The organism is Echinicola vietnamensis DSM 17526, from assembly GCF_000325705.1.
Classification (GTDB): domain Bacteria; phylum Bacteroidota; class Bacteroidia; order Cytophagales; family Cyclobacteriaceae; genus Echinicola; species Echinicola vietnamensis.
In genome coordinates this window covers 1901166-1925153 of sequence record NC_019904.1, presented here as the reverse complement: position 1 = coordinate 1925153, position 23988 = coordinate 1901166, and the positions used below count along the sequence as shown (strand labels likewise).

Annotated in this window: 12 protein-coding genes; 2 read left to right on the top strand and 10 right to left on the bottom strand. The window is 47.1% G+C overall.

All coding sequences use genetic code 11. The features are described 5' to 3' along the window. Positions 1-3: 3 nt before the first annotated feature. The 8 genes from ECHVI_RS23840 to ECHVI_RS08085 form a co-directional block, all read right to left on the bottom strand. Positions 4-180, bottom strand: coding sequence for a hypothetical protein (locus ECHVI_RS23840; RefSeq protein ID WP_015265483.1), 177 nt, complete (start codon positions 178-180; stop codon positions 4-6). A gap of 275 nt (positions 181-455) precedes the next feature. Then, positions 456-2237 (bottom strand): RagB/SusD family nutrient uptake outer membrane protein, encoded by a 1782-nt coding sequence (locus ECHVI_RS08115; protein WP_015265482.1) that lies wholly within the window; start codon positions 2235-2237, stop codon positions 456-458. 38 nt (positions 2238-2275) lie between these two features. Beyond that, positions 2276-5464, bottom strand: coding sequence for a SusC/RagA family TonB-linked outer membrane protein (locus tag ECHVI_RS08110; RefSeq protein ID WP_015265481.1), 3189 nt, complete (start codon positions 5462-5464; stop codon positions 2276-2278). A 17-nt stretch (positions 5465-5481) separates the two neighbouring features. Further along, entirely contained in the window at positions 5482-6846 is a 1365-nt protein-coding gene (locus ECHVI_RS08105; protein ID WP_015265480.1) for a fasciclin domain-containing protein, read from the bottom strand. A 38-nt stretch (positions 6847-6884) separates the two neighbouring features. Beyond that, positions 6885-8588 carry a fasciclin domain-containing protein gene (locus ECHVI_RS08100; RefSeq protein WP_015265479.1) on the bottom strand — a complete coding sequence of 568 codons (1704 nt, stop codon included), beginning with the start codon at positions 8586-8588 and terminating at the stop codon, positions 6885-6887. A gap of 18 nt (positions 8589-8606) precedes the next feature. After that, a complete protein-coding gene (locus ECHVI_RS08095; RefSeq protein WP_015265478.1) occupies positions 8607-10094 on the bottom strand; it encodes a RagB/SusD family nutrient uptake outer membrane protein in 1488 nt (495 codons plus the stop codon). A gap of 24 nt (positions 10095-10118) precedes the next feature. Beyond that, positions 10119-13403, bottom strand: coding sequence for a SusC/RagA family TonB-linked outer membrane protein (locus tag ECHVI_RS08090; RefSeq protein WP_015265477.1), 3285 nt, complete (start codon positions 13401-13403; stop codon positions 10119-10121). Between the two features lie 23 nt (positions 13404-13426). Next, a complete protein-coding gene (locus ECHVI_RS08085) occupies positions 13427-15655 on the bottom strand; it encodes a fasciclin domain-containing protein (RefSeq protein ID WP_015265476.1) in 2229 nt (742 codons plus the stop codon). Between the two features lie 549 nt (positions 15656-16204). Between ECHVI_RS08085 and ECHVI_RS23615 the strand changes: the two genes are divergently transcribed. Then, entirely contained in the window at positions 16205-16363 is a 159-nt protein-coding gene (locus ECHVI_RS23615) for a hypothetical protein (RefSeq protein ID WP_015265475.1), read from the top strand. 132 nt (positions 16364-16495) lie between these two features. Here ECHVI_RS23615 and ECHVI_RS24230 read toward each other — a convergent pair whose 3' ends face one another. Continuing rightward, the gene (locus tag ECHVI_RS24230) at positions 16496-17983 is read right to left on the bottom strand and encodes a PKD domain-containing protein (RefSeq protein WP_015265474.1); all 1488 of its coding nucleotides are present in this window, start codon (positions 17981-17983) and stop codon (positions 16496-16498) included. Between the two features lie 631 nt (positions 17984-18614). On the opposite strand from ECHVI_RS24230, the gene ECHVI_RS08070 reads away from it, so the two are divergent. Next, positions 18615-22187, top strand: coding sequence for a hybrid sensor histidine kinase/response regulator transcription factor (locus ECHVI_RS08070; protein WP_041738428.1), 3573 nt, complete (start codon positions 18615-18617; stop codon positions 22185-22187). Between the two features lie 254 nt (positions 22188-22441). Here ECHVI_RS08070 and ECHVI_RS08065 read toward each other — a convergent pair whose 3' ends face one another. Next, a complete protein-coding gene (locus tag ECHVI_RS08065; protein ID WP_041739620.1) occupies positions 22442-23956 on the bottom strand; it encodes a rhamnogalacturonidase in 1515 nt (504 codons plus the stop codon). Between the last annotated feature and the right edge of the window lie 32 nt (positions 23957-23988).

The window sequence follows — 23988 nt, the reverse complement described above, 5'->3', positions numbered from 1 at the left end:
GGTTTATTTTTCAATAGTGGAAATTTCAACATTCATATTTTGATGATTTCCTGTAAAGTGCTGTATTTCGGGGCGGAAGTTTGCCGCCAAGATACAAAGCAGTATGGTAGCCAAATAAACCAACAGTCGTTCTTTCCAGCTGAGGCCGGATTTTCCTTTAAGATTAACGTACTTTTTCATCTTTTTGGGTGATTGTTAATATTGGCTTAATATAATGCTTTCCACTTACAGTACAAACGATTGCATAAAATCTTTATAGTTGTTTTGTATACAATTTTATGTATTTCACTTAAAGGGCAATACTTAGAAAGAGACCTGTCTTATAATTTAAAAATTAGGTCATCACGAGCCGAGCAAAGCCTGCCTGACCGTAGGCAGGCTTCTTCCGAAATTCATCGGAACCGCAATGGCGATAAATTATGAGACCACTCCTTCCTTTTTTGCGCCATTATCCTTTACTCCTCCCAGTGAAACGGCAAGAACCAGTCACCTGCCATAAGCTTGGCCCTAACACCTGCTGCGCGGGATACAGTCTCTGGATCATTGGACTTGGACATTTTATCATAGACCCTGTCGGCCAAAATCGATGGATCGTTTGCGCGCATCGCCATTCTCAACAGCTGCGGCCAACGGTGTCCTTCGAAGGCCAGTTCCAGAGCCGTTTCATCTATGATCATTTCCTCTGTCCAGTCCCTTTCCGCCTGAATAGTAGTGATTTCTTCTGGAAGCGTTACCGGTGGCAAATAAGCTCTTCCACGAATCCCTTGATGACGGTACCAAGTACCTCGATAAAAGGGAAAATCTCCTTGTCTGGCATCAAAATCGTAAGGATAAGACAAATAGAGTGTGTTTTGAACATCGGTCACATCGTCCCCAGAAAAATCATCCGGGGTATACGCAGCATTCAGGCTTTCATTCACCAATGCCCTGGCCAGCTTGGGCAGTTCATCAATACTGTTGTCACGATTGGCCGCCTCGGCATATTTCAAGTGAACAGATGCTGCCCTTTCCAAAAACCATTTGCCATCCTTTACCAAGGGAGAGGTCATGGGATTATAATGGAAGGTATATTTTGCCACTTCAGGATAATCCGTTTCCCAGTTGTTTGTGGACAACGCCCCTCTTGCATCAAACTCAAAATTATTCCATTGAGTCTGCTCATGCCAAAGATCCAAGACTTCCTTTGAAGGCTTGAGCTGATATTCTCCGTCACCAGAATTGGCAAACAACCTTACAAAAGGATATTCTGGAGCAAAATCACTGTCATAATGCATGACCCAAACCCACTCAGTCACCTCATAACGCTCTCCAGAAGCCATTCCAAAGATACTTCGCCATCCATCGGAGTTATTGTCCAATAGGGTATTGATATCATTATCTTTACCGTACTTGACATTAAACTTAGAACCACCTCCCCAAGACATCCTGTATCGATCGTAATAGTCATTATTTGATGGCCCTCCCGCAGTCGCGGTTTCCATGATATCACGATAGTTTGCGGCTGCTTGCTGATAGTTTCCTTGCCAAAGGTATAAATCCCCCATGACCAGCTTTTTGCTGATGAAAAAAGGCGCCATATTGTATCCGTCATAATTTCCAACCAGTCCCACATTATTTGGATAGGCATCCATATAAGGCAGTGTCTCCATGAACTTCACCAGTTCGTCCACTAACTCCGATAAACTCAGCCTTGGAGACATGGAAGGATTATTCACCTGGTCAATCGATTCCAGACTCTGGGTCACATACGGCACCTCTCCAAAGTGAATGCCCAGCTGAAGGTACACCCAAGAGCGAACGGCACCGATATCCGAATACCGTTGGACATACTGCTCTTCCGTGATCCGGTTTTCATCGCGCATTTTCCCCAATCCCTCCAGTGCATCGTTACAATTAAGGATGATTTCATAGAAAGGTTTGGGATCCGCATATTTATTATGATCAGATGCCACGACGCTGTGATTGCTCAAATCCGTCAGGTCTGCATCGGCCATCATGGTGGCTTCTATCAAATCCGCCCGTACTTCATTCAGCACGACATATTGCTCTGCCAATCCCATCAGCTGGCCATATACGCCGATGACTGCAGCGTCCGCATCAAATTCATTTTGGTAATAACGGTCCTTGTCCAATTCTGCCGAAGGTTCTACTTCCAGCATGTCTGAGCAGGAAAACAGCCCCAAGCTCAGCATGGCCATTCCGAGGTATTTTTTGACAGGAATATGTATCATTTTCATCGTTGAAGCATTTAAAATTCTCGTTAACTTTTCCATGATTACAGTCCTATTTTAAGGCCTAACAACACACTGGTAAACTGTGGGGTAAGCCCCACATCTACACCTTGCCCAAAAACACTACTGGTGTAGCTGAATTCCGGATCATAACCAAGGTAATTGGTAAAGGTCAGCAGGTTTTGTCCAGAGGCATAGACATCGATGTTTTTTACAATGTCCCCATTGATCGGAATCGTATAATTCACGCTAAGGGTCTTTAGGCGGAGGTAAGAACCGTCCTCGATCCAGCGATCTGAAAAACGGCTGTTGCCCATCGGGTCACCATAAGCCAGTTGTGGCATATTGGTTTTCTGTCCCTCTGTTCTCCATCGGTTGCGGACACTTTCCAGCTGGTTTTCATAGCCGGACATGCTCTCCAGCTCGTGGCGGACATAATTATATACATCGTTTCCGACGCTAAAAGAAAAGGCTGCATCAAAGGTAAAGCGCTGATAGGCCGCATGGAGGGAGAAACCACCATAAAAATCAGGATTGGGATTGCCTATGATTGTCCGGTCTTTTTCATCGATGACATTGTCATTGTTTTGATCCACAAACTTCACATCTCCTGCCCCAAATGCTCCCAAAGTACCATCTGGCAAATAGGTGCTGAGGCCCGCTGTACTCGCCTCTTCTGAAGTACTGTAAACACCTTCGGTCTGATAACCATAAAACATGGAGGCCGACTCGCCTACGGTGGTGATCACTTCACCTCCTGCCACAGGGGTAATCCGGTGTGAATAAGGCAAGTCCTTCACTTCATTTTTATAGGTACCCACCTGCGCCGCCAAGGTCAATTTCACCTCCCGGTCAAGCACTTTGGCAGAAAGCCCCACATCCACGCCGGTATTGGTCATTTCTCCACCATTGGCAAAGTAATAGTCCAATCCTGTGAAGGCCTCCAAGGGCTGAAGGGTCAGCATATTGCTGATGGTATTTTGATAAACATCCACGCTTAAGCCAAACACACTGTTTGCCGATGCGAAGTCGATCCCGGCATTCACCTTGGAGTTGGTTTCCCACTGGATGGCTTCGTTGGCCAAGTTGTTTCGCACCAAGCCCTGAAGGGCCAGCATATTGCTTCCACTGTAGGTCTGCATGTATTTATAATTGCCAATGCCATCATTACCCGTCTGGCTATAGCTCAATCGTAACTTCAGCAAGTCCAGGTTTACTCCGGACATAAAGTCCTCTGAAGAAATTAACCATGCTCCTTTGATAGAAGGAAATACGCCAAAACGATGGCCAAACAACCCGATGCCGTCAGCCGTTTGCTTTCCAAAGCGGGAAGAGCCGTCCACGGCAACATCCACATCGATGAAATACTTATCCAAGTAGCTGTAATTTACATCCGCATAATAACTCATCCATATCCAATCTCCCGCAACAGCGTTGGCATCGTTCAGGGTAATTACACCGGAATTGAGGGTGATCAAGTCATCCGTACCGGAATTATAAGCAAATCCCCTGTCTTCCTGTAGCTTATTGCTGTTGTATCGGAATCCTAGCCCCACATTCAGGTCATGTGCAAAACCAAATGTATTGGTATAATCAAAGCGGGAATCGCTGTAAGTACTGAACAACCGCTGCACCTGTCCGCCAATTTCATTTCTGATCTCCGCATTGGGACCTTCTGTTTCGTCCGTACCTAAGTCTGGAATAAAGAAAGATTCCCGGTTTTTGTCTATGGTCAGGCCAAACAAGGTCTGCAAGCTAAAGTGCTCATTAAACTGGTATTTGGCATCGTATGAGCCAAAGAACCTGTACCGCCTGTTTTGACCGCTCATATTTTCGACCATGGCCCTGGGGTTACTGATTCCCAAGGAATCCACATCACTCAAATTAGGAGACCGAATTCCCTCTTCAGAGTAAATATTCGGCGCCAAAAACGGTGACTTGACCAACCCAAGGTACAATGGACTGACCGACTCAGCACCGAAACCATATTCATGCAGGTTGTTCACGGCATAGGAAAAGGACATGTTCGTACCTGCCGTCAGTTTCTCGGTGATCTGGAAATCCGCATTGAACCGGACATTGGAACGGGACATGTCTTCCAGGTCCATGATGCTGCTGCTTTTCAAATGCCCAAGGGAAAGGGCGTAGCGTGCGATATTGTCCCCACCGGATACCTTAATGTAATAATTCTGGTCATAACTGGTCCGCATGACTTGGTCCTGCCAATTGGTATTGTTATGGTAATTATAATATCCCAAGGTATCTGCCCGCTCATTCAAATAGCGGTTGCCAATGACCTCATTGGTGGTCAGGCCACTGCTTGCCAGCATTTCAGCATAGTAAGGCTTAAATTCATCTGCCTCCATGACGGGCAAATTCTTGGGCTGGATGTTTACCCCTCCATAGGTGTAAAAATCAATCTTTGTGGTCAGGTCCTTTGCCCGTGATGTGGTGATCAAAATGACACCATTGGCACCTTTGGTACCGTAAATAGATCCGCCATCTTTGATAAAGGAAATGTTATCGATGTACTTTACGTCCAAGAAGGACAATGGATTGGAGCTGTAACCGTTCAGGATGGACCCCTGGTAAGCATCCATATCATAGATCATACCATCCACGACCACCAGCGGCTGCGTACTGGCATTTAAGGACCCCAGACCGCGGATAAACATGTCCGCGCCCATTCCGGGCGTGCCGGCCCTTCTGATCATGTTCACCCCGGCGGCCGCTCCCTGTGTAAAAGTCTCAGGGCTATTGGCCTTTAATTTTGCCGCTGCGGAATAATCCACAGCGGACACCGCCCCGGCCACATGCCTGCGGTCTACTTCCTCATATGGCAATTGGACAAATCCGCTGCCAGCAGCTGCCAATTCCATAGCGGTCAGGGCTATTTCCAGTTGATCACGGCCTTTTAAGGGAATTTCCTTTACCAACTGATCGCCGAAGTTTACCCGAATGGTCGTCGTATAAGCCGGCACCATCAGTTCAAATTCCCCATTGGAATTGGTAAAAGTAGCCGAGAGGTCCTGATAGGCAATGCTAAGCCCTTCCAGTGGTTCACCGGTGCTTTTGGAAATCACCCGGCCCGTGACCTTTTCGATCAAGTAATCCATCTGCTGATTGGGCTGTACCTTGACTTCCTCTACCTCCTGCGCCCATACCGTACCGGCAAAACCCATTTGCAATGCCAGCATGGCGGTACAAAATTTCTGTATATTTTTTCGCTTCATCGTTTCTTGTTTTGGGTTTATTCAAATACCGGTACCAAACGTATATAATCGAGCACCAAGCTGTTCCAATCGTTGCTTGTCGTCGGATATGACTGTAACAATAACCTAAGGTCACCGTAATTTTGCACCTCATGCTGCCCTATATACACTTCTTCGTACGTATTGGGCACCACAAACATCAGGGAAAACAATTCATTCTGAACCGAATCCACCGCAATCCGCTGTTCATTGGTCCGCGGGATATAATCGTCATTTACAGCCCGCCAATAGATATCGTACTTGGTAGAATGTGCCTGAGGGACTTCGTACCGTACACTGTATCCTGCGATGCCGCTATTGATCACCAGCAGATCGCGATTGTTGGAAGCCCAAGTTCTGGCGCGGATATTTACCGGACCGGAACCGTCGCTGAGCCCGTCGTAATATTCACCCTCGATTTTGATCTCTGGAATCTTGTCCGAGAGTTTATAGTCATAGCCATTCATTAGGTAGACCACGCCATTGGAAGCATTGATCTTTTCCACTACCTGATCGGCATGGAAAGCCACCTTCACACTGTCCACGGAAAGGATCGTGTCGGGCACATTGTCATAATAGGCCGTCGTAAACACCAAGTCCTTGGCGAGCCCCAAGGAAAGGGGCATCGAAAGTGTTTCGGTTTCGGGTAGGGTGTCCTTAAAATAAGGCTCCATGGCCATTTTAAAGGTTCCATACGCCTCATCATTTAAAAGGAAAAAGGTGTACGTACTGTCTTCATTGGCGAGATCGGTCACGTCGTACTCGAAATAGTTGTACGTTTCATTGGTCAAGGAATCGGTAATGGTCATTCCTGTAATCAATTGGCTGACGGGATTATCCGATCTTTCCTTGACAATTTCCCATACATTTTTCTTCACCTCCAGGAAACGATCGATCTTATACAATACCCCATTTTTGGACAGGCGGTCTGCATAGTCAAAATTTGCCGTCTGGTCCACGGAGGTGATGCTGTTTTGACGCAGTACATTGACTTTGTCATTGAGCATCTTTACCCGCATAAGTGTATCTTCCGCCTGGTGGCTGAGGCGCTGTTGGTAACCGATGTGGTTTCCCACGAAGGCCTTTAATGCCGCTTTATCTCCGGTGATGCTTTCGGGCAGGTTTTCCAGGGCCGCGTTATTGGGGGCCCATACGGTATAGGAACCGGATGCCAGCTGAGCATCCAGCCCACTTTGCTCCAGCAGGGAAGCAAAGGTGCTCAGATCCGCATCTGCGCGGATCATTTGCACCAAGTTGTTGTTCAGGTCTTGTGTGGCCTCATTATGCTCTTCCCACTGATCACCACAGGAAAAGGCTCCTAGGCAGATAAGGCACAGCAAGAAATATTGATATCTTCTATTCATTGTCGTTGCGATTTGTATTGTTAATCTCTGAAAGCCCATTATTCCTCCCCTTCATACACCGGTGAGCCATCTAAGGCAAACTTCGGATAGATCTGGTCTTGGTCTTCTGGTATAAAATGGATCATATCCAGCCACAAGCCACCATTACTTCTCCCAATACCCGTTACCCGGTCAAAGCGTAGGGTATGCTCTCCGGTCGTGGGCACTTCGATGGTGCCGATAAACCGGCCCATGATCTTTCCTCCATCGGAGCCTGCGGTCAGGTATTCCTTCCACCCTCTGGACTCCAGTTCATCTTCGTTCATGTCCGTCGGAGCCTTGATGGTCGTATCCAGCAGTCTGGCTCCCGGAATATCCTCCCCATTGAAGGTGACTTTCAGCTCACAACCGTTATTCCACTTATCTCCGTGATGACAGATCCATAACTTGTACCTGCCTTTTACCAAGGTAGGGGTTTTGATCTCTGCTGCTGTCAGTCGATTGGCCTGGAGCTCGATTCGTAAATAATCCCCAAATGCATAGTACACTTGATTAAGGCTCGGTGGAAAATAATTCACCATGGCATCCACATAATTGCCTTCCCATGTCATCCTCGACAATTCCCCTAGCTTGAACGTATAGTTTGGTGCCCCGGGAACGCGGAAAAACTGTGTCAGCTGGCGAATCTCCGGCTGCTCGGCCACATCCCAGTACACGGCCGTAGGCGCACGCAGCTTGATCGCAAAGTGATCTTCCACACTGTGTACTACACCGTTGGTGACGGAATTGTCACTCTGCGCCCGAATGATGGGCGATCCCGGTTCATGGACACCAAAGAAGGTATCGTCATTGACCAGTACATCGGTACCGTCCAGCTTAATGGTCACTACCTCCTGTGGAGCCTCCGTAGGGTGCGCTGTAGCAGTCAACAGGTCAGCGATAAACTTGATATCCGGAATCACGTGATAGGCCACGTATAAATTCAAACTGTCCGAAGGATTGGTAGGATCACCTGTCTGGGAATAATGTTCTTTCATCGCTTCAAACGATTCATATCCAGCCGCGGAAAGGGCTTCGTCTGATTCGGCCAAAACGGTGTACCACTGGCCTTCTTCCTCCCGATCCAGGCTATCATACCATCCGGTTTCCTTCAGCACTTGCGAAAAAATAGAAAACCGCTGGTTTTCCTCCAGCCACTGCGCCACGGTTTTGGTAGGTGGCGAAAGCACATTGTCTATGGCATGGATAAATCCATTGCCCAATTTGATATTGCTTTGGATGATATTGGCCTGGCGGTTTACCCGGGTGTAGGTTTCCCCATCAGCAAATTCAGCTCCCGTCACCAAATACTTGCCATACTCGGTGGGAACGGAAAGCTTGCCGTCCGTAAAATCCGCCGTGGACAAGGTATCCGTCAGCAGGTGAAAGCGGACGATGTCCTTGGCTTCTTCTTCACCAAGGCCATCCAGGCTAAGGCCGTTTTCTTCTAAATATCCATCTACCGCCTCGTTATTGGGCGCAAAAAACGTGTAGGTTCCATATGTCCCCAGAAAGCCCTCAGTATTGGAAATTTCCAATATTCTGGAAAGGTTACTGAATTCATCCGGGTGCTGCCTGAGGTAACCGCTGATATTGGTGTCTTCCGTAACATTGATATTGGAAGGAGGATCAAACTCACAACCTATTGCTGCCAAACAAAGCACCACCAGCAGCACCATGCTGCTTCTTATGCGCCATAAGGTATTTATCTTGAAGGTATTCATCTGCAATTATTTTTAGGTTTATTTGAGGTAATAAGGATTTTGTTCCAGCAATGGATTAGCATTAAGCTCCACATTATAGATAGGAAGATAATGGCTACGTGTATCCCTTAGCTGGTTTAAAATCGAACTAAGATTGATTTCCGGCGCATTGGTAATGGCCGCATCCAACATCAAATCCAAGTTGGCATAATCATCCATCTTGGATACCCTCAGCAAGTCAAACCACCACTTGCCTTCAAAGGCCAGTTCCCGGGCCCTTTCGCGCAACACATAGCGGATGACGTCATTGGCACTGGATGGGGAAGGGTTTTCTTCCGTAGCTTGGATGGCGCCGCCCCTTTCACGGATTTCCGCGACGATCTCCAAAGCCTCTTCTCCCCTGCCAATTTGAGAAAGCGCCTCTGCTTTCATCAGCATCACATCGGCCAGTCGGTAAACGATCCAATTGGCATAAGAGTCGGTAGGCTGCCGCCGCTGTGTTTCGCTCACCCCAATGTATTTCCATATTTCACCACTACTTTTCAGCGTGGCATCGATACTTCTTAGGTCAATATCCTCCGGTTGGTCAATACTGAATCCAAAGTTTTCTTCCAGCACCGATGGATAAGCCAAAAACCGGGTTATTCTAGTCGTGCTGAACATGTCAAAGAAGGTGTTTGACTGAGGCGCTTCGTATTGGATCTCGAAGATACTTTCCACGGAATTCCCCTCTACAAAAAGCGCTCGCATCCAGTTTTCCTGTGTCACCAGGGCATAAGGTCCTGCCAGCACCTTATCGGCAGCCTCGGCGGCCGCTTCATAATTTTGCATCCAAAGGTACACGTCTGCCTGAAGGGCGTTTACCGCATAGCGGGTCATCCTGCCCTTGCTCTCCCGAGAATTTTCATGCTGCTCGAAGATATCCGCTTCGGCCATTTCCAGGTCCGTCACGATCTGCTCCAGGACTTCTGCTTGTGAAGACTTTGCAATGGTAAGCTGATCCTCATCGCTGTCCACAGCCTCAATCGACAAGGGCACCTCTCCGAAGGTTCGCACGAGGTAAAAGTACATCAGTGCGCGAAGGGCCCGAGCTTCCGCCACGTAATTGTTCAGGTCTTCCTCTTGGAACGTCTCATCCGTCTCCAAAGCACCAGGCCCATTATCGATCACATTATTGCAAAGGTTAATGGTGCCATAAAAACCACCCCAATCAGCAATGGAGTTAGTGGACTGGATATTGCCCAGCTGCACTTGGATATCCTCAAAGCGAGCGCCCGTACTGGGAGCGATCATATAGCCCCGCAGCTCTCCCCATAAAAACATCCTCTCCGAAAGGTGATAGCCCCGGTAATTTCCATTCAGGGAGGCATAGGCTCCCATCAACGCGGAGCGCACCTGCTCCTTCGTTTTCCAAAAATCCTGCTTCACCACACCGTTTTGGGGACGCTGATCCAGCCAGCTGTCACAGCTGGTCCCTGCGACGATCATCAGTGCAAGCAACGTGTAGGATATATATTTCTTTAACATCTTTCTTTCTTTTTAATGGTCAAATTAGAACCGTACGTTTATACCCAGCGTGTACGTCTGCGTAGGCGGTGTCCGCGCATTGTCATAGCCAATTTGGAACAGCCGATTGGCATTGCTACTGGTCAAGCCTACTTCCGGATCTTGTCCGGTATAGTTGGTCCATGTGTACAGGTTCTCCGCAGTCAGGTAAAAACTCAAATCCCCCAGTTTTGTCCGGTCAAGGAACGGCTTCGGCATGCTGTACCGAACGGTCAACGTCCTGAACCGCATAAAGGAACCGTCTTCCACATAGCGGTCAGAGCCCAGCCAGTTGTAACCGGTTCCGATCAATGCCCGTGGCATGTCGGTCTCATCGCCCGGCTGTCTCCACCTGTTCAGCACAGCTGCGTTTTGATTGTCGTAGGAGTACATGTTTTCGGTCAGCATTCTGGTGCTGTTGACGATGTCTACTCCGTAGCGGAAATTAAAATAACCGGATACTTGTAGGTTTTTATAGGTGACCCTTGGGCCGAAACCACCCGTTAGTTTTGGATTGGCATCCCCGAGCCACACGATGTCTTTGTAATCAATATTTCCGTCATGGTTGATGTCTTCGTACATGGCATCCCCCGGCTGAAACTCATAAGCAATGGTCGGGTACGTAAACATCATCTGAACCGGATCGCCATTGGGGCCGGTGATGACATTGCCATTGGCATCTGTGGCCAAGGTGGCTTCACCATCGGTATAGACGCCTTTGTACTTAAAGCCGTAAAAAGATCCCAGTGGATTGCCTTCCTGAATGGTCACGAAGTAGTTCCCATTTGATTGCATCGCTTCCAGGTTGTCGGTTTGGTATAACTCGGAAATGGATTGGATGATGTTTTTATTCCTGGCAATGTTAAAGTCAAAGTTGATCTTCAAGTCTCCCTTTTGGTAAGGCGTCGTAAACACCGACAGCTCCCATCCTCGATTATCCATCGTGCCAATGTTCATGTTTACACTGGAAAAGCCTGTCGTGCTCGGTATGCGAAGGTTGTCCAAGAAGAGATCGGAAGTCCGCTTTTGGTACCAATCAAACCCGACAATCACACGGCTCTGAAGGATTTCCAAATTAAGCCCCAAGTTGGTCTGGGCCACATTCTCCCATTTGAAGTTGGTCAGCTCCAGGTTATTGGGCACGACACCGGTTTCACCAAGGTAGTTCCAGTTCAGGTTGGAGAACGTACTGAAATGCACGTAGTCCTGTCTTGGAGTGTTTCCACTTTCCCCGTAACTGGCCCTTAAACTAAATTCATTCAGCCAAGTAAAGTCTTCCATAAACGGTTCACCAGAGACTCTCCATCTACCGGAAACACTCGGGAATGTTCCCCAGCGGTGATTATCACCGAATTTAGAACTACCATCCCGGCGGATGGAGGCATTGATGATATAGCGATCCAAGAGGCCGTACTGCACATTGGCGACCATGCCGATAGATCGGGAGATACTCGTTCCGGAAGAAAGGAAGACATTGTCATCCCGGTTTACGGTACCCGGTACTTGCAGGAAGGAGGAAGCGGAATTCGTTGTGCCCACGGCATACCCGTCACTTCTGCCTTCATAAGTGGTAAATAACAGCATAGCCATCAAACTGTGATCCTCACCCAACTCTGGCGTATAGTACAGCTTGTTAAAGGTCTGGGTAATCAGAAAATCCGTGTCGCTTCCAGAAGCCATATTGACATTCTGGTTGTTCATCGGAAGGCCAGTGGCCACCTGTGGCAAAAAGCTTTCTCGCTGGGTATTATTGATATCAAAGGCCACATCCGACTGGAACATCAGATCAGGACGTATGTGGTATTGCAGGGTAAACTTGGGAATGATCCGGTCACTTTCTGTTCTGTTCGTGGCTTCATTGGCCAGTGCCAATGGGTTGTAGGTACCGGGAAAAGCTCCCTGGATGTTACTGGCCGGAGAGAAATAATTAGGCGTCAGGTTACCGAATTCGTCGTACTCATAGGGAGACATATTGGGCATCTTCTCATAGGCAATGCCCCGCACACGGTCTTGGCCGTCTTTGTCGTTTACCCAGTTTCGGTCCGTAGTCGACTTGGTGTAAGCCAAGTCTGTCATGACCCGGATTTTTTTCGACACCAAATAGTCCAAACTGACACGGGTGGCAAAACGGTCAAAGCCAGTTCCTACCGTGGTACCTACGGAATTGTTTTTGTTTACCGAAACCCGGTAACGGGTTTTCTCCCCACCCCCTGACAAGGCCAGGTTATGGTCGAACATATAGCCCAGTTGCGTGATCTCATTGATCCAATCGGTATTGTTTCCATAATTATAGAAATAATACGGATCCTTCGGGTCATAGGAAAACTCTTTATTAGCAGAAATGTTTAGCGGCACCCCACGGCTGTTCATATAGCCTTCGGCAATAAGCGTGGAATACTGGTCGCCGTTGAGCATCGGAATCTGGTCCGGCTGCTGGGTCATGGCGCCTCTGAAAGAATAGGTAATGGTCGGCTTTCCTTTGCTGCCCCGCTTGGTGGTGATCACCAATACGCCATTGGATCCCCTGGATCCCCAAAGCGCCGTCGCCGCAGCATCCCGCAGTACCGTAATGGATTCGATATCTGCCGGTGCTACATTCAGCAGCTGGGCATATTCCTGCTCATTGGCATTCGCAAAGTCAAAAGAAGAAGTATTGGTTTGGAAAGGAATTCCATCCACCACGATCAGCGGTTCGGAGGAGCCGTTAATGGAAGTCGTTCCCCGGATCCTGATGGACATCCCTGCTCCGGGATCACCGGAATTGGAGACAATGTCCACCCCGGCCATTCTTCCTTGCAGTGCCTGATCAATGGAAAGCGCAGACATCTCCTTGAGCAATTCCGCGTCCACCCGGGTAGCGGAAGAAGTCAGGTCACGTTCATCGATCTGCATCATGCCCTGATCGATCAACTTATCCGCCGTCACCTCTGCCACATCCAGGTCACTGACTTGGAATTGCAGTGGCACGTTGATTTCTGATCGGCCATCGATCGGCACAGTTACTGTTTTATACCCGATAAAAGACACCCTGATCAGGTTTTGCTTGCTACTTACCCGGAGGGAAAAATCACCGTTTACATCGGTGGCGACCCCACGCAAGGTTCTTTCATCATTTCGATCCACTTCTACCACCGTGGCGCCGATGATGGTGGAACCGTCTTCTTTGTCCGTGACTTTTCCTTTGACAATTTCCAAGGACTGGGCAGGCTGTTGCTGTGCCCAAGCGTACCCTGAAGTGATCAAAGTCAGCCCCATGACAAACCACAACAGTTTCTTTGTAAAGTTCTTCATAAGAAATATTTTGGTTATTGGGGTTAGTTACTTTCTAAAACTCGGTCTATCTGGTGCAACACCGCATAACTGGCGAGCACGTTACTTTCAGGAATGTTCACATTCGCCACATTTCCATTGAGGTCGGTGACCGTCATGGTATAAGGTGCCTGAAAACCATTTGCACTGTTGTCGATCACCACTTTCTTGATCTCCCCTTCTAAGGAGGCCAACAGTGTACTGAATTCCTCACCGTTATCGCTGACGATTTTCTTACCATCTGGCACGATGGTATTTCTCGGTACAAAATGATACTTCAAAAAGGCTGTGATGGCTTCCCGCTCAGCAGCATCACCCGTCATGGGATCAGCAGGAAGGGTACCGGCAGCCACTGCTGCTTCGATCGCCTCATCACTCGGTACCAACACCGTGAAAAACTGCCCCGGCGATACCCCTTCAATCTGTAAGGTAGAAGCATTGTAGATGCTGGAGTGCTCCAGGTATTCAGCAAACTTGGCAAATTGTGGTGTTTCCATGATAATCTCTGCCAACACTTTTTCAGTGTAGGACACCAATCCTTCGGTATAAAAATCGCGACCGTTGATGGCCTCGTAGGTTTCATCTTCATTGACATCGATCAGTTCGCCACTTTCAACATTTCCAGAGGCAAAAAACTGCCCATTTTCGTAGCGAATATATTCTCCGCCCAAGGTCTCTACTATGCCGGATCCCGAGATGTCTTGCAACTCATCGGGGCTTCCCAGTTTAATGATACTCAGCTCCAGCATTCTGATCAGGCGCTCATATGCCTGAGAGGCAGAACCGTTGTAGGTCCACACATCCCTCGCTCCTGGATCATAAACAAAGCCCGCATCGTTTAGCTGCTGATTTGACATCAGAAGCATGGCAAAATTTTGGCCCGGGTCAGAAACCGTAAAACGATAACTGTTCAACAGCTCCAGCATGATGCTGTAATTTGGATCCAAATAAGGCCTGCTGTAAACGGTAAAGAAGAAGTTTCCTTGCTGCACTTGATTGGTGCCATAAAAGAGGCCATTGCTGAGCACTTTTCTTTCTTCGATGTCCGCTTCAGGATCAAAACGAGCTTCCTCGTTCAGCAAATTGGTCATTAAAGGAAAACGGCTCGGCCAAAGGGCGGTCTGCCACATGTGCATGTTTACAAAGTCAAACAAAATAGGGTCAGGCACATTGGCCAGCTCCCCATAATATTCCAAAAGCACCTCATCCAAAAACTTCTGCAACGCCTCGTTAGTGGGAGCAAAAAGTGTCCAGCTGTCAGATTGCGCTATATTCCCTCCAGATAAGAAATTCTCATTATTGGGGGCGAAGGCATAAGTACCTGTGTAGGACTTCACATACACCGGACCAGCAAGGTCATATACCGGAGCAAAACGTTCCGTTAATTCCGGATAGGTCGTGGCATCATAGTTGACTGCCGTGTTATTGTCCCTGCTCCTAAACTCCATCTCTAAAATGGACTTAAACAAGCTGTATTCAGGCTTGTCCTTTAGGTAATCTGCTATATTCGGCATCGGCTCGATTACCCTGTCCACGGTATGGATGTAGCCGTTTTCAGCTGACACATTAGACTCCACTACATTGGCATTGGCCACTTGGGCACCGGTATAAGGCCGATCATAAAACCCCTCAATGTCCTCGGCGGTAAGCTCCATCCTGTCCAGGTAATGCTGCACGTAATACGGGATGTACTTGTTGTTGTTATCACTGATGCTGTAAGTGGCCACTCCATTTCTATTGGCATCCACCACGTCCAGCTCTTCTCCGTATACATTATCCTTGTAGACGCCCTTATAGTAGGCTGTTTTTCTTCTGAAAGAAGAAGAAAGCGTGTCATTTCCCGGACCTGTTTGATAATAGCCCAAATCCCGCATGGAATAGGCATTGTACACAAGGGAATAGGTGACGATTTCATAGGCCTTTTCATCGGATATGTCATCGATGCCGCTCAGGCCATTTTCTTCAAAATATTGCTCAAAGGCTTCGTCATTGGGGGCAAACACCGTCCAATAGCCCGCCGAGCTGAGGGTTTGCTTGTAGCCTGCCCGATCTACCAAGGCCAGGTAATGGTCAAAGTTTCCCCGAAAGCGGACCGAATCGGAAAGCACTTGATAGACCGGCCCTTCCAGTCCCTCTGGACGGGCATAGTACTCATCGAATTCTTCCTTGCATCCAAAAAGGAAAACCCCTGACAAGCAAAAACACGCAAAAAGCAGTTTTGTAAAGTTGTTCATAGATTATTGAGGTTTTATTGTTAATCAACTCCTTAAATAAAAAGCTTGACGCCCATTTTAATTTTCTTTTGAAAAATCAAACTGAAGCTTACAGAAACTTTTTCTTTAAGTGCAGTATTCGAAATTTAAAAAACTTAAATATTGAAAGTGTTATGATCCATACTGGTAGAAAAAATCAGAATCATCAATCGACATGCAAAGAAATCATCAGTTTATACAAGAAAATAACCTTCTATACGTTAAAAATGATCCTGTTATGAAAATACTAAAAACTGCATTTTACAGTCTCCTAAATCGGTTTTACAACTTATTTGGCCATTTAGACTAAGTATTTATATTTTTGCTTAAAACAATACTTTTTTTGCATCCCTTTTAATTTTAAAAAAAATACTATTTCATGACTAGTAAAAAAAACATTGCAAGTAATAGGTTATTAACATCTCACTATCAGTATTTTTCACAAGCCACACATCTCGTAAACCATCCATTACGCTAGCATCCGACTTGACCTTCATCAAATGATTGCAACGGTTAGAGCCTCTAAAATGCATGCTTGGAGACACAACCTTCGCGTCCATGCAAGATGACAGGATCACCTTGTACATCTTTACTCTTCACTCTTCACTCTTGAATGTGGATGGCAAAGCGCTTGGCCATAAAAAAGAGGCTGTCTCAAAAGTTTACGTCAACGTCATCGATGCTATCTGAAGAAGTGATCTTATCATCAGGTGCACTATAGGCACGTGAAGACCACTTCATCACTCGTGACGTATGGTAGACTTTTGAAACAGCCCCTTCCTATTGGATGGCCGTATTTAACCCGCGGGTATCAAAATTGGCTTACATCAAAACCATCCGGAGGATTTCCTCAAAGTACACCGCCTTCGCTTCATCGGTAAGCTCCCAGTAATAGGAAACTCCTCCCTCGTCAGCACCAAAACCGAAATACGTTCTTGGGCCTGCAGGAGATTCTCCTGCTCCTGAATAAAACTCTACCCCAGCAGTAAAGCGCACATACAACATCGCACCACCTTCATCACTTCCGCCACTGCCAGGTGCTGTCATGGCCATGATATCTCCATTCGTCTCCGTGTTGATGTAGAGTAAATTGGCAGGAGGATTGATCCAAGAAAGCAAGTTTCCTTCCTCTAAGGTTACTTCATCGAAAGCTTCATCTTCTGCATTAGGAATTTGGGCCGTTACGACGTCCCCTCCAGTAGGATTAAAAGCTGCTGGATTTCCATTATTATCAAACCAGTTCAAGCGATTGTTCCTGGCCATCCATTGGGAGTTAAGGATCAGCGGCGGCGTCAAGGCATTCCAGACCTGCTTATCAGGAGCATCAAAATCAGCTGAACCACCACTACGTCCAATGATGATCAAATCGGCAGCATTCAGCATATCGATGTCCTCTTGAGGGGCCGAACTTAAGGACCCGTTATAATAGGTGCTTACATTAAAGCCCTTTTCGCGTAACCACTCGATCTGTGGATCGTCAAGGGAATCATCGGTAATAAACACAATCGAATACAGAGACGTATCGATCGGTACTTCCACCGTAATTTCCTGACTGGTCTCTACCACTACACCATCTTCATCTGTGGCGGTAAGGACCACGGTATACGTTCCAGCTGCCGCAAAGGTGTGACTTGGACTCTCTTCTGTGGAAGTGCCTCCATCTCCAAAATCCCATGAATAGGAAATAACATTCTCAGAAGTATTGGTAAAGTTTACTGTGAGCCCTTCATCCTCAGCGATATAATCAGCCACAGGTGGTCCTACAACAGTCACTTCCTTGGTGGTCTGCACGGTAGTCCCGCCCGGAGCAGTACTGTATAAAACCACTTCGTAAGTGCCCCCTTCCTCATAGCTATAAACCGGCTCCTCTTCCGTGGACGTATTGCCGTCTCCAAAATCCCATGAATAGCTGACTGAATTCTCGGAGGTATTACTGAAGGTGACGGTCAAATATTCACTTTCAAAGCCAAAATCAGCTTTTAGATTTTCGACGATTGTAATGTCCTTATCGGCTTCCGCGATGCTCCCATTGGCACCTTTGGCGGTCAAGACCACCGTATAAATTCCTGCGGCTTCATAATTATGGGTCGGATTCTCCTCGCTTGAGGTATTGCCATCCCCAAAGTTCCAAGAATAAGAAGTCACATTTTCTGATGAATTGGTAAAGGTAGCCTCCAATTCATTGGTGGCAGCCGTAAATCCTGCCGAAGGCTCCACCGGTTTCATATCTTCTTCCTTGCAAGATGTAAAAAGTACAAACGATAAAAAGAGGATCGTTAAACACTTTAAATTTCCATAATTGTTTTTCATAATCGATTATTTTGGGATTGAATTGGATGTTAAACTCATAAAACATTGATGATCAGAGCCATTATTATACTGGTAATGATTTTTTCACGTTTAAGAACATGCTTCATCTTGAAACAAAATCACCCACAGGGTCATACTCCAAGATCAATTTATAATAAAATAAAAGCAAAACCGTTATGCACTGTTATGAACGGAACCCATTATTACCTGTCACCATATAATATTTGCAACAACCCACCATTTATACTATTCTCTAAACCGCAGATAATCGGTCCAGAAAATGTAAAGCATCACCGTCTGGTCTTTCCGCTTCGCTTCAAAATATTATACGCTAATGCTATTTGCTACAGGTTACTGAACCTTTTACCCCCTTTTGCCAAAGGCCAAAAGACAATGATTGACGGGACGGTTTCTAGCCACGATGCTACTGATGAAAAAACCGGGTATTTATTTAGAACAGTTTAGTTGGGATTATCTTCTATTCATAGTAAAAGTCCAAAAATAGCGTTATTTTCGTCTCAGGCACCAACTTTAATGAAGCATAATGCCCAAGGCACCCCATATACACCTCCTCTGCTCTCTTTTAACATTACTTTTCTCCGCAGGGGAAGTCTGTGGCCAACAGCTTCATTTGAAATTTGACCAACTGACCGTCGACAACGGACTCCCTCAAAATTCTGTTTATTCCATCGCTAAAGACAAATACGGTTTCATGTGGTTTGGCACATGGGGAGGAGCCGTGCGGTATGACGGCTACAATGTACAGGTGTTTCGCGCCAATGAAAAGGACAGCACGGCCCTATCGGACAACAGGATCAGTGGAATCGTCACGGATTCGCTTCAAAACATCTGGATCGAAGTAGAACCGCATGGAGCACTTTTCCAATTTGATTACCAAACCGAATCGTTCCACCGCCCCCGTGAAGGACAAGTCCCGGATTATCTGCGTGAAAAACTCCTTAAACGATACAGTTATCACACAAAATATGCCTCCAACCAGCAATATGAGTGGCAGACTTCCGACTATGGGTTGGTCCAAATCAACAAAACCACGCATGATACACTTATTTATCATGCCGATGCTCGAAACCCAATGTCACTTTCTGATCATTTGGTCAAAGATGTTTACCTGGATGACAATGGACACTTATGGGTAGGAACCCAATCTGGAGGTGTAGACCATGCAGATCTCTACGACAAGGCCTTCAAAAACTACTACAAAGGCCGTAGAGGAGAAGGCCTCATCGACAATGTGGCCCGAGCGATTTGTATGGACCAATCGGGAAGGCTATGGATTGGATCTGAAAACCAAGGTATTACCATTCTTTCATTTGATCACGCCACACCTTCCTACTCCTATATTGGCGGAAAAAACCTCCCAGACCTTCGCATCAGGACACTTTTTTGTGACACAAAAGGACGGGTGTGGATCGGCACGAAAAAGGGCTTGTTCTATTTCGATCCCAAGAAGCAGGAATTCACCTCCTGTACCATGGATATGTGCCATCCCAGTGTCTTCTCTATTACTGAGGACCACAATGGTACCATCTGGGTAGGAACATTTTATGGCCTCGCCAGCTACGACCCTCAAACGGATAAATTCCATTGTCTTTCCACCACGAATGGCCTGGCAGGAAACCAAATCATGGACCTGCTGATGGACCACAAAGGCCAACTATGGGCGGCCACGGAAGATGGAGGCATCAGCTGCATCAAAAACCCTGTTCCCTACTCAAACGAACAAGACATCACCAACTATCGCCATAATAGCGCTCCCGGCAATAGATTACTGAGCAATCGTGTATTTTCACTCGCAGAAGACCATCTTGGCCACATTTGGGCGGCCTCTGATGCGGGACTAAATTGCATCTATCCTGACCAGCAATCCATTCAGCATTACAGCACATCAAACGGCCTAATTGATGATTTGACCATGGCAGTGGCTTTTGATGGGAGCCACTCCATTTGGACGAGTCATACCAAAGGCTTGTCCCGTCTGGACCTTGCTACCAATAAAATCCAGCATTTTAACCGAAAAGACGGCCTTCAAGGGAATGAGTTTAAGCAAAGCGCCGTCTTTAGAAACCCTACGGATCACCGTTTGTACTTTGGCGGCTCCAATGGCATGACCACCTTCATTCCCTCCCAGATCAAAACCAACCCCAATCCTCCAAACATGGCCCTCACCAGGCTTAGCGTCATGCACCAAGAACTGAATATCGGAACCAAAGTCAGGGATCGCGTCATTCTCAAAAGCTCATTATTGACAACAGAGGCCATCACCCTTACTTGGTGGGAAAAATCTTTTCAAGTGGAATTTGCGGCCATCCACTTCACCAATCCACTGAGCAATAAATACCAGTACAAACTGGAGGGATACGATGAAGCATGGATCACCACTGATGCTACCCGGAGGATCGCCTCCTATGCCAATCTGCCGCCAGGGGAATATACTTTTAAGGTTTTGGGAGCCAATAGTGACGGCGTATGGAGTGAATCGCCCGCCATGTTAAAGATCATCGTGCTCACCCCTTGGTGGCTGAGCTGGTGGGCCGTATGCTTTTACTTCATGGTAGTCGCCTGTGTCGTTTGGTTGGTTTATCGTTACCTGGATTCCAAAATCCAACTGCGTAAAAAAGAAGCCATTCACCACTCAAAACTTCAGTTCTTTACTGAAATATCCCATGAATTCAGGACACCCCTGACCCTGATCATTGACCCGCTGGACCGGCTGATCCACGAGAAGCCCAAAAAGCAACTTGCCGAGCACTATTATCACCTCATGCGCAACAACGCCCAGCAGCTCCTTATGCTGATCAACCAACTACTGGATTTCCGGAAATTGGAAGCGGGAAAGCTCCGGTTAAATTTACAGTCGATCGATATCGTCCCCTTTGTGAAAAAGACCGTGGCTTCCTTCGAGCATTTGGCAGAAAAGAAGGACATTGCTTTGGGGGTAGAAACAACGCTATCCTCGTATCCGATCAGGATAGATGAGGACAAGATTACCATGGTCCTGAACAACCTCCTGTCCAATGCCCTCAAATTCACCCCGAGTCAGGGGAAAGTCCAAGTATCCCTTCGTCCTGAAGAGGGGACAGCCAAAGGGGTTTATATCGAAGTAAAGGATTCTGGCCCCGGCATTCCCAAAGCAGAGCAAGAAAATGTCTTTGGCATTTTCTATCAGGTAAAAAATGGCAAAGCCCGATCAGAAGGCTCAGGCATCGGCCTTGCGCTGACCAAAGAACTGGTCGTGCTCCACGGAGGGGAAATATCCATCGAAAGTAGTTTGGGAAAAGGAACAACGCTGGGCTTTTTCCTCCCTGATACCTCCTCGGCACCGCAAAGCTCCCGAAAGTCAAAAACTCCAGAAGAAGCCAGCTCCCCTGTATCAGCAGAAATGGAAAGCTTCACCATCGACCAGCCCGCTCCTGGCGATGCTCCGTTGCTCCTCTTAGTCGATGACAATGAAGAGATCAAAAGCTATATCAAAATGCACCTTCAGGGGCAATACACCATCATCACCGCAGCCAATGGAAGGGAAGGAGTAGCCAAGGCCTTTGACAATATTCCGGATTTGATCATCAGCGATGTCATGATGCCGGATATGCACGGCCTACAGCTCTGCCAGCAGCTCAAAACAGACATGCGTACCAGCCATATTCCCATCATTCTCCTGACAGCCAAGCAATCGGACGAAGCCAAATCAGAAGGGTATGGAACGGGCGCAGATTCTTACGTCACCAAGCCTTTCAGCACCCAAGTCCTGAAAGCCCGGATAAAGAACCTGCTCGATCAGCGACAACACTTGCAAGTCAAATTTGCCTCAGCATCCCCGGAAGAACTCCCTTCCTGTACGGCCAACCCAGTGGATAAAGCCTTCCTAGAAAATGCCCGTGAGTACATCGAACACAACTTGGAATCCGAGGACTTGGATGTCGATTCCCTTGCAAAAAAATTAAACATGAGCCGCCCTCAATTTTACCGAAAAATCAAAGGGCTTACCGATAAGTCTGCCGCTGAATTCATCACCAGTTTCAGAATGGAAAAAGCTTCAAAACTACTGCGCAGTGGTGAATTCAATGTCTCCGAAACCGCCTATAAAGTAGGGTATAATTTACCCAACAATTTTTCGCGAGCATTCATCAAACATTTTGGCGTATCTCCAAGCCAATATATCAAGGGGAAAAGAAAAAACACCTAAAAAACTAATATACAGCGTTTTAACGCCTACACATATCAGCCACTATTCAAAAAATGATAGGTTTTTGAACGATAATGATAAGTTCATTCGACAAGAATTGGCGTACTTTAAATCAGTTTAGTAACGAAACTAAGCTTAGGGTTAATTACATCAGTAATGTCTCCATGGTCGGGGATCGATTGCTTGCGGTTTGCCACGTTCAATGTGCTCATTAACTATACCAACCCCATGCATCGGCCACTGCCACGGAGACTTTATTTTTTTATATCGCCCTTCATCACATCATCATCTGAGATGGGTTTTCCATCCAGCTGAATCCCCAGAGACATTTCGTTTACATCCTCCACAAAAACAGCAGGTCGATGCTCCTCTCCCGGGCGGTTTATCGCTATGTTCTCCATGGAAATCCCCTCGACATGCCGGATAAAAAATCCATAAGCGGGTAATACACCGAATTTCTGTGGCTCGGGATAAGCCTCTTCATACTCAGGCACATCTTGCTGGACATTAGGGATTTCTCCTTCGGGCAACGGCCGGTACCAAATACGAATATTGCTCAGGCTTACCGCCTCGATCGGATGCCCCGGAATCCCACTGATAATGGACGAGAAACGGGAATCGGCATCATAGACATTGACGTTATTGATAGACACCCGACCCAGCTTGCCCACTTCAGCACCTTCCGGACCACGCATCCGTGCTCCCAGTCGTAGGAAGAACGGGGAATTGGTCACGTCACGCATGGTGATATTGGTAATGACAATATCCTCCAACAACGCTCCATCTACCGTTTCGAGCGCCAGCCCTCTACTGTGCTTAAAGACACAATTGCTAATCGTGATGTTCTTAAATCCTCCGTTGGATTCGGTTCCCATCTTGATCCGGCCGGTAGGTCCTTCTTGGTCAGGCACCTGATCGGCCTCATTGGTCTGGTAAGTGCCATCAATAAAGGTTCCCAGGTCATACCCGCTTACCTGGCAATTGGTAATGGTCACATCCTCGGTGGCGCGGGCTTCCCCTAGGGCATAGGAGCTTTTTAGGCAAATAGCATCATCATTCGGTGAATTGATCTTACAGTTGGAGATGCTCACATGCCTGCAGCAGTCGATGTCCATGCCGTCCCGGTTGGTATCCATCTTCAGGTTATCGATGGTGAGGTTATCCACCCCAGTGGCCAAAATCCCAAAGTGCCCGCCACGTAAAATGGTAAAATCCTTCAAGGTGACATTTTTGCAAAGCTTCAGGGCAATGGCTTTGTTAGCACCGCCCTCCCACATGTACGGCCGAGCATCCACTCCTATGTTCTCCCAGTGTTTATTCGTGCTATAAAAGCCTCGACTTAGTCCTTTGCCATCGATTACACCTGTTCCCAATATCGCCACATCTTCCAAGCCGATTCCCCAAATCAAGGAATTTTGCCAATGGCTATGCCCAAAATCCTGGAACTTATTTCCGGGGCCAGGTTCTGGATCATCATACCTGCCACCGTCCTCCGGTCCCGCCGCAATCAGCTTACTGCCATGGTCCAAAAACAAGGAAACATGGCTTTTCAGGTGAATGGAATAAGACAAGTATTCTCCAGCAGGGAAAAAGACCGTTCCTCCACCGGCAGCACTCGCCGCCGCTATGGCCTTGTTAATGGCTTCTGTGTCCAGTGATTTACCATCTCCCACGGCACCGTAATCGCGCACGTCGTATGGAGATTGGGCAAAGGAGCCATGAAAACAAAACAATAAAAAAAAGCAAAGGTAAAAAGGAGATTTAGCCATGAGCGGAATCCATTTTAGGTGAATGATCATTA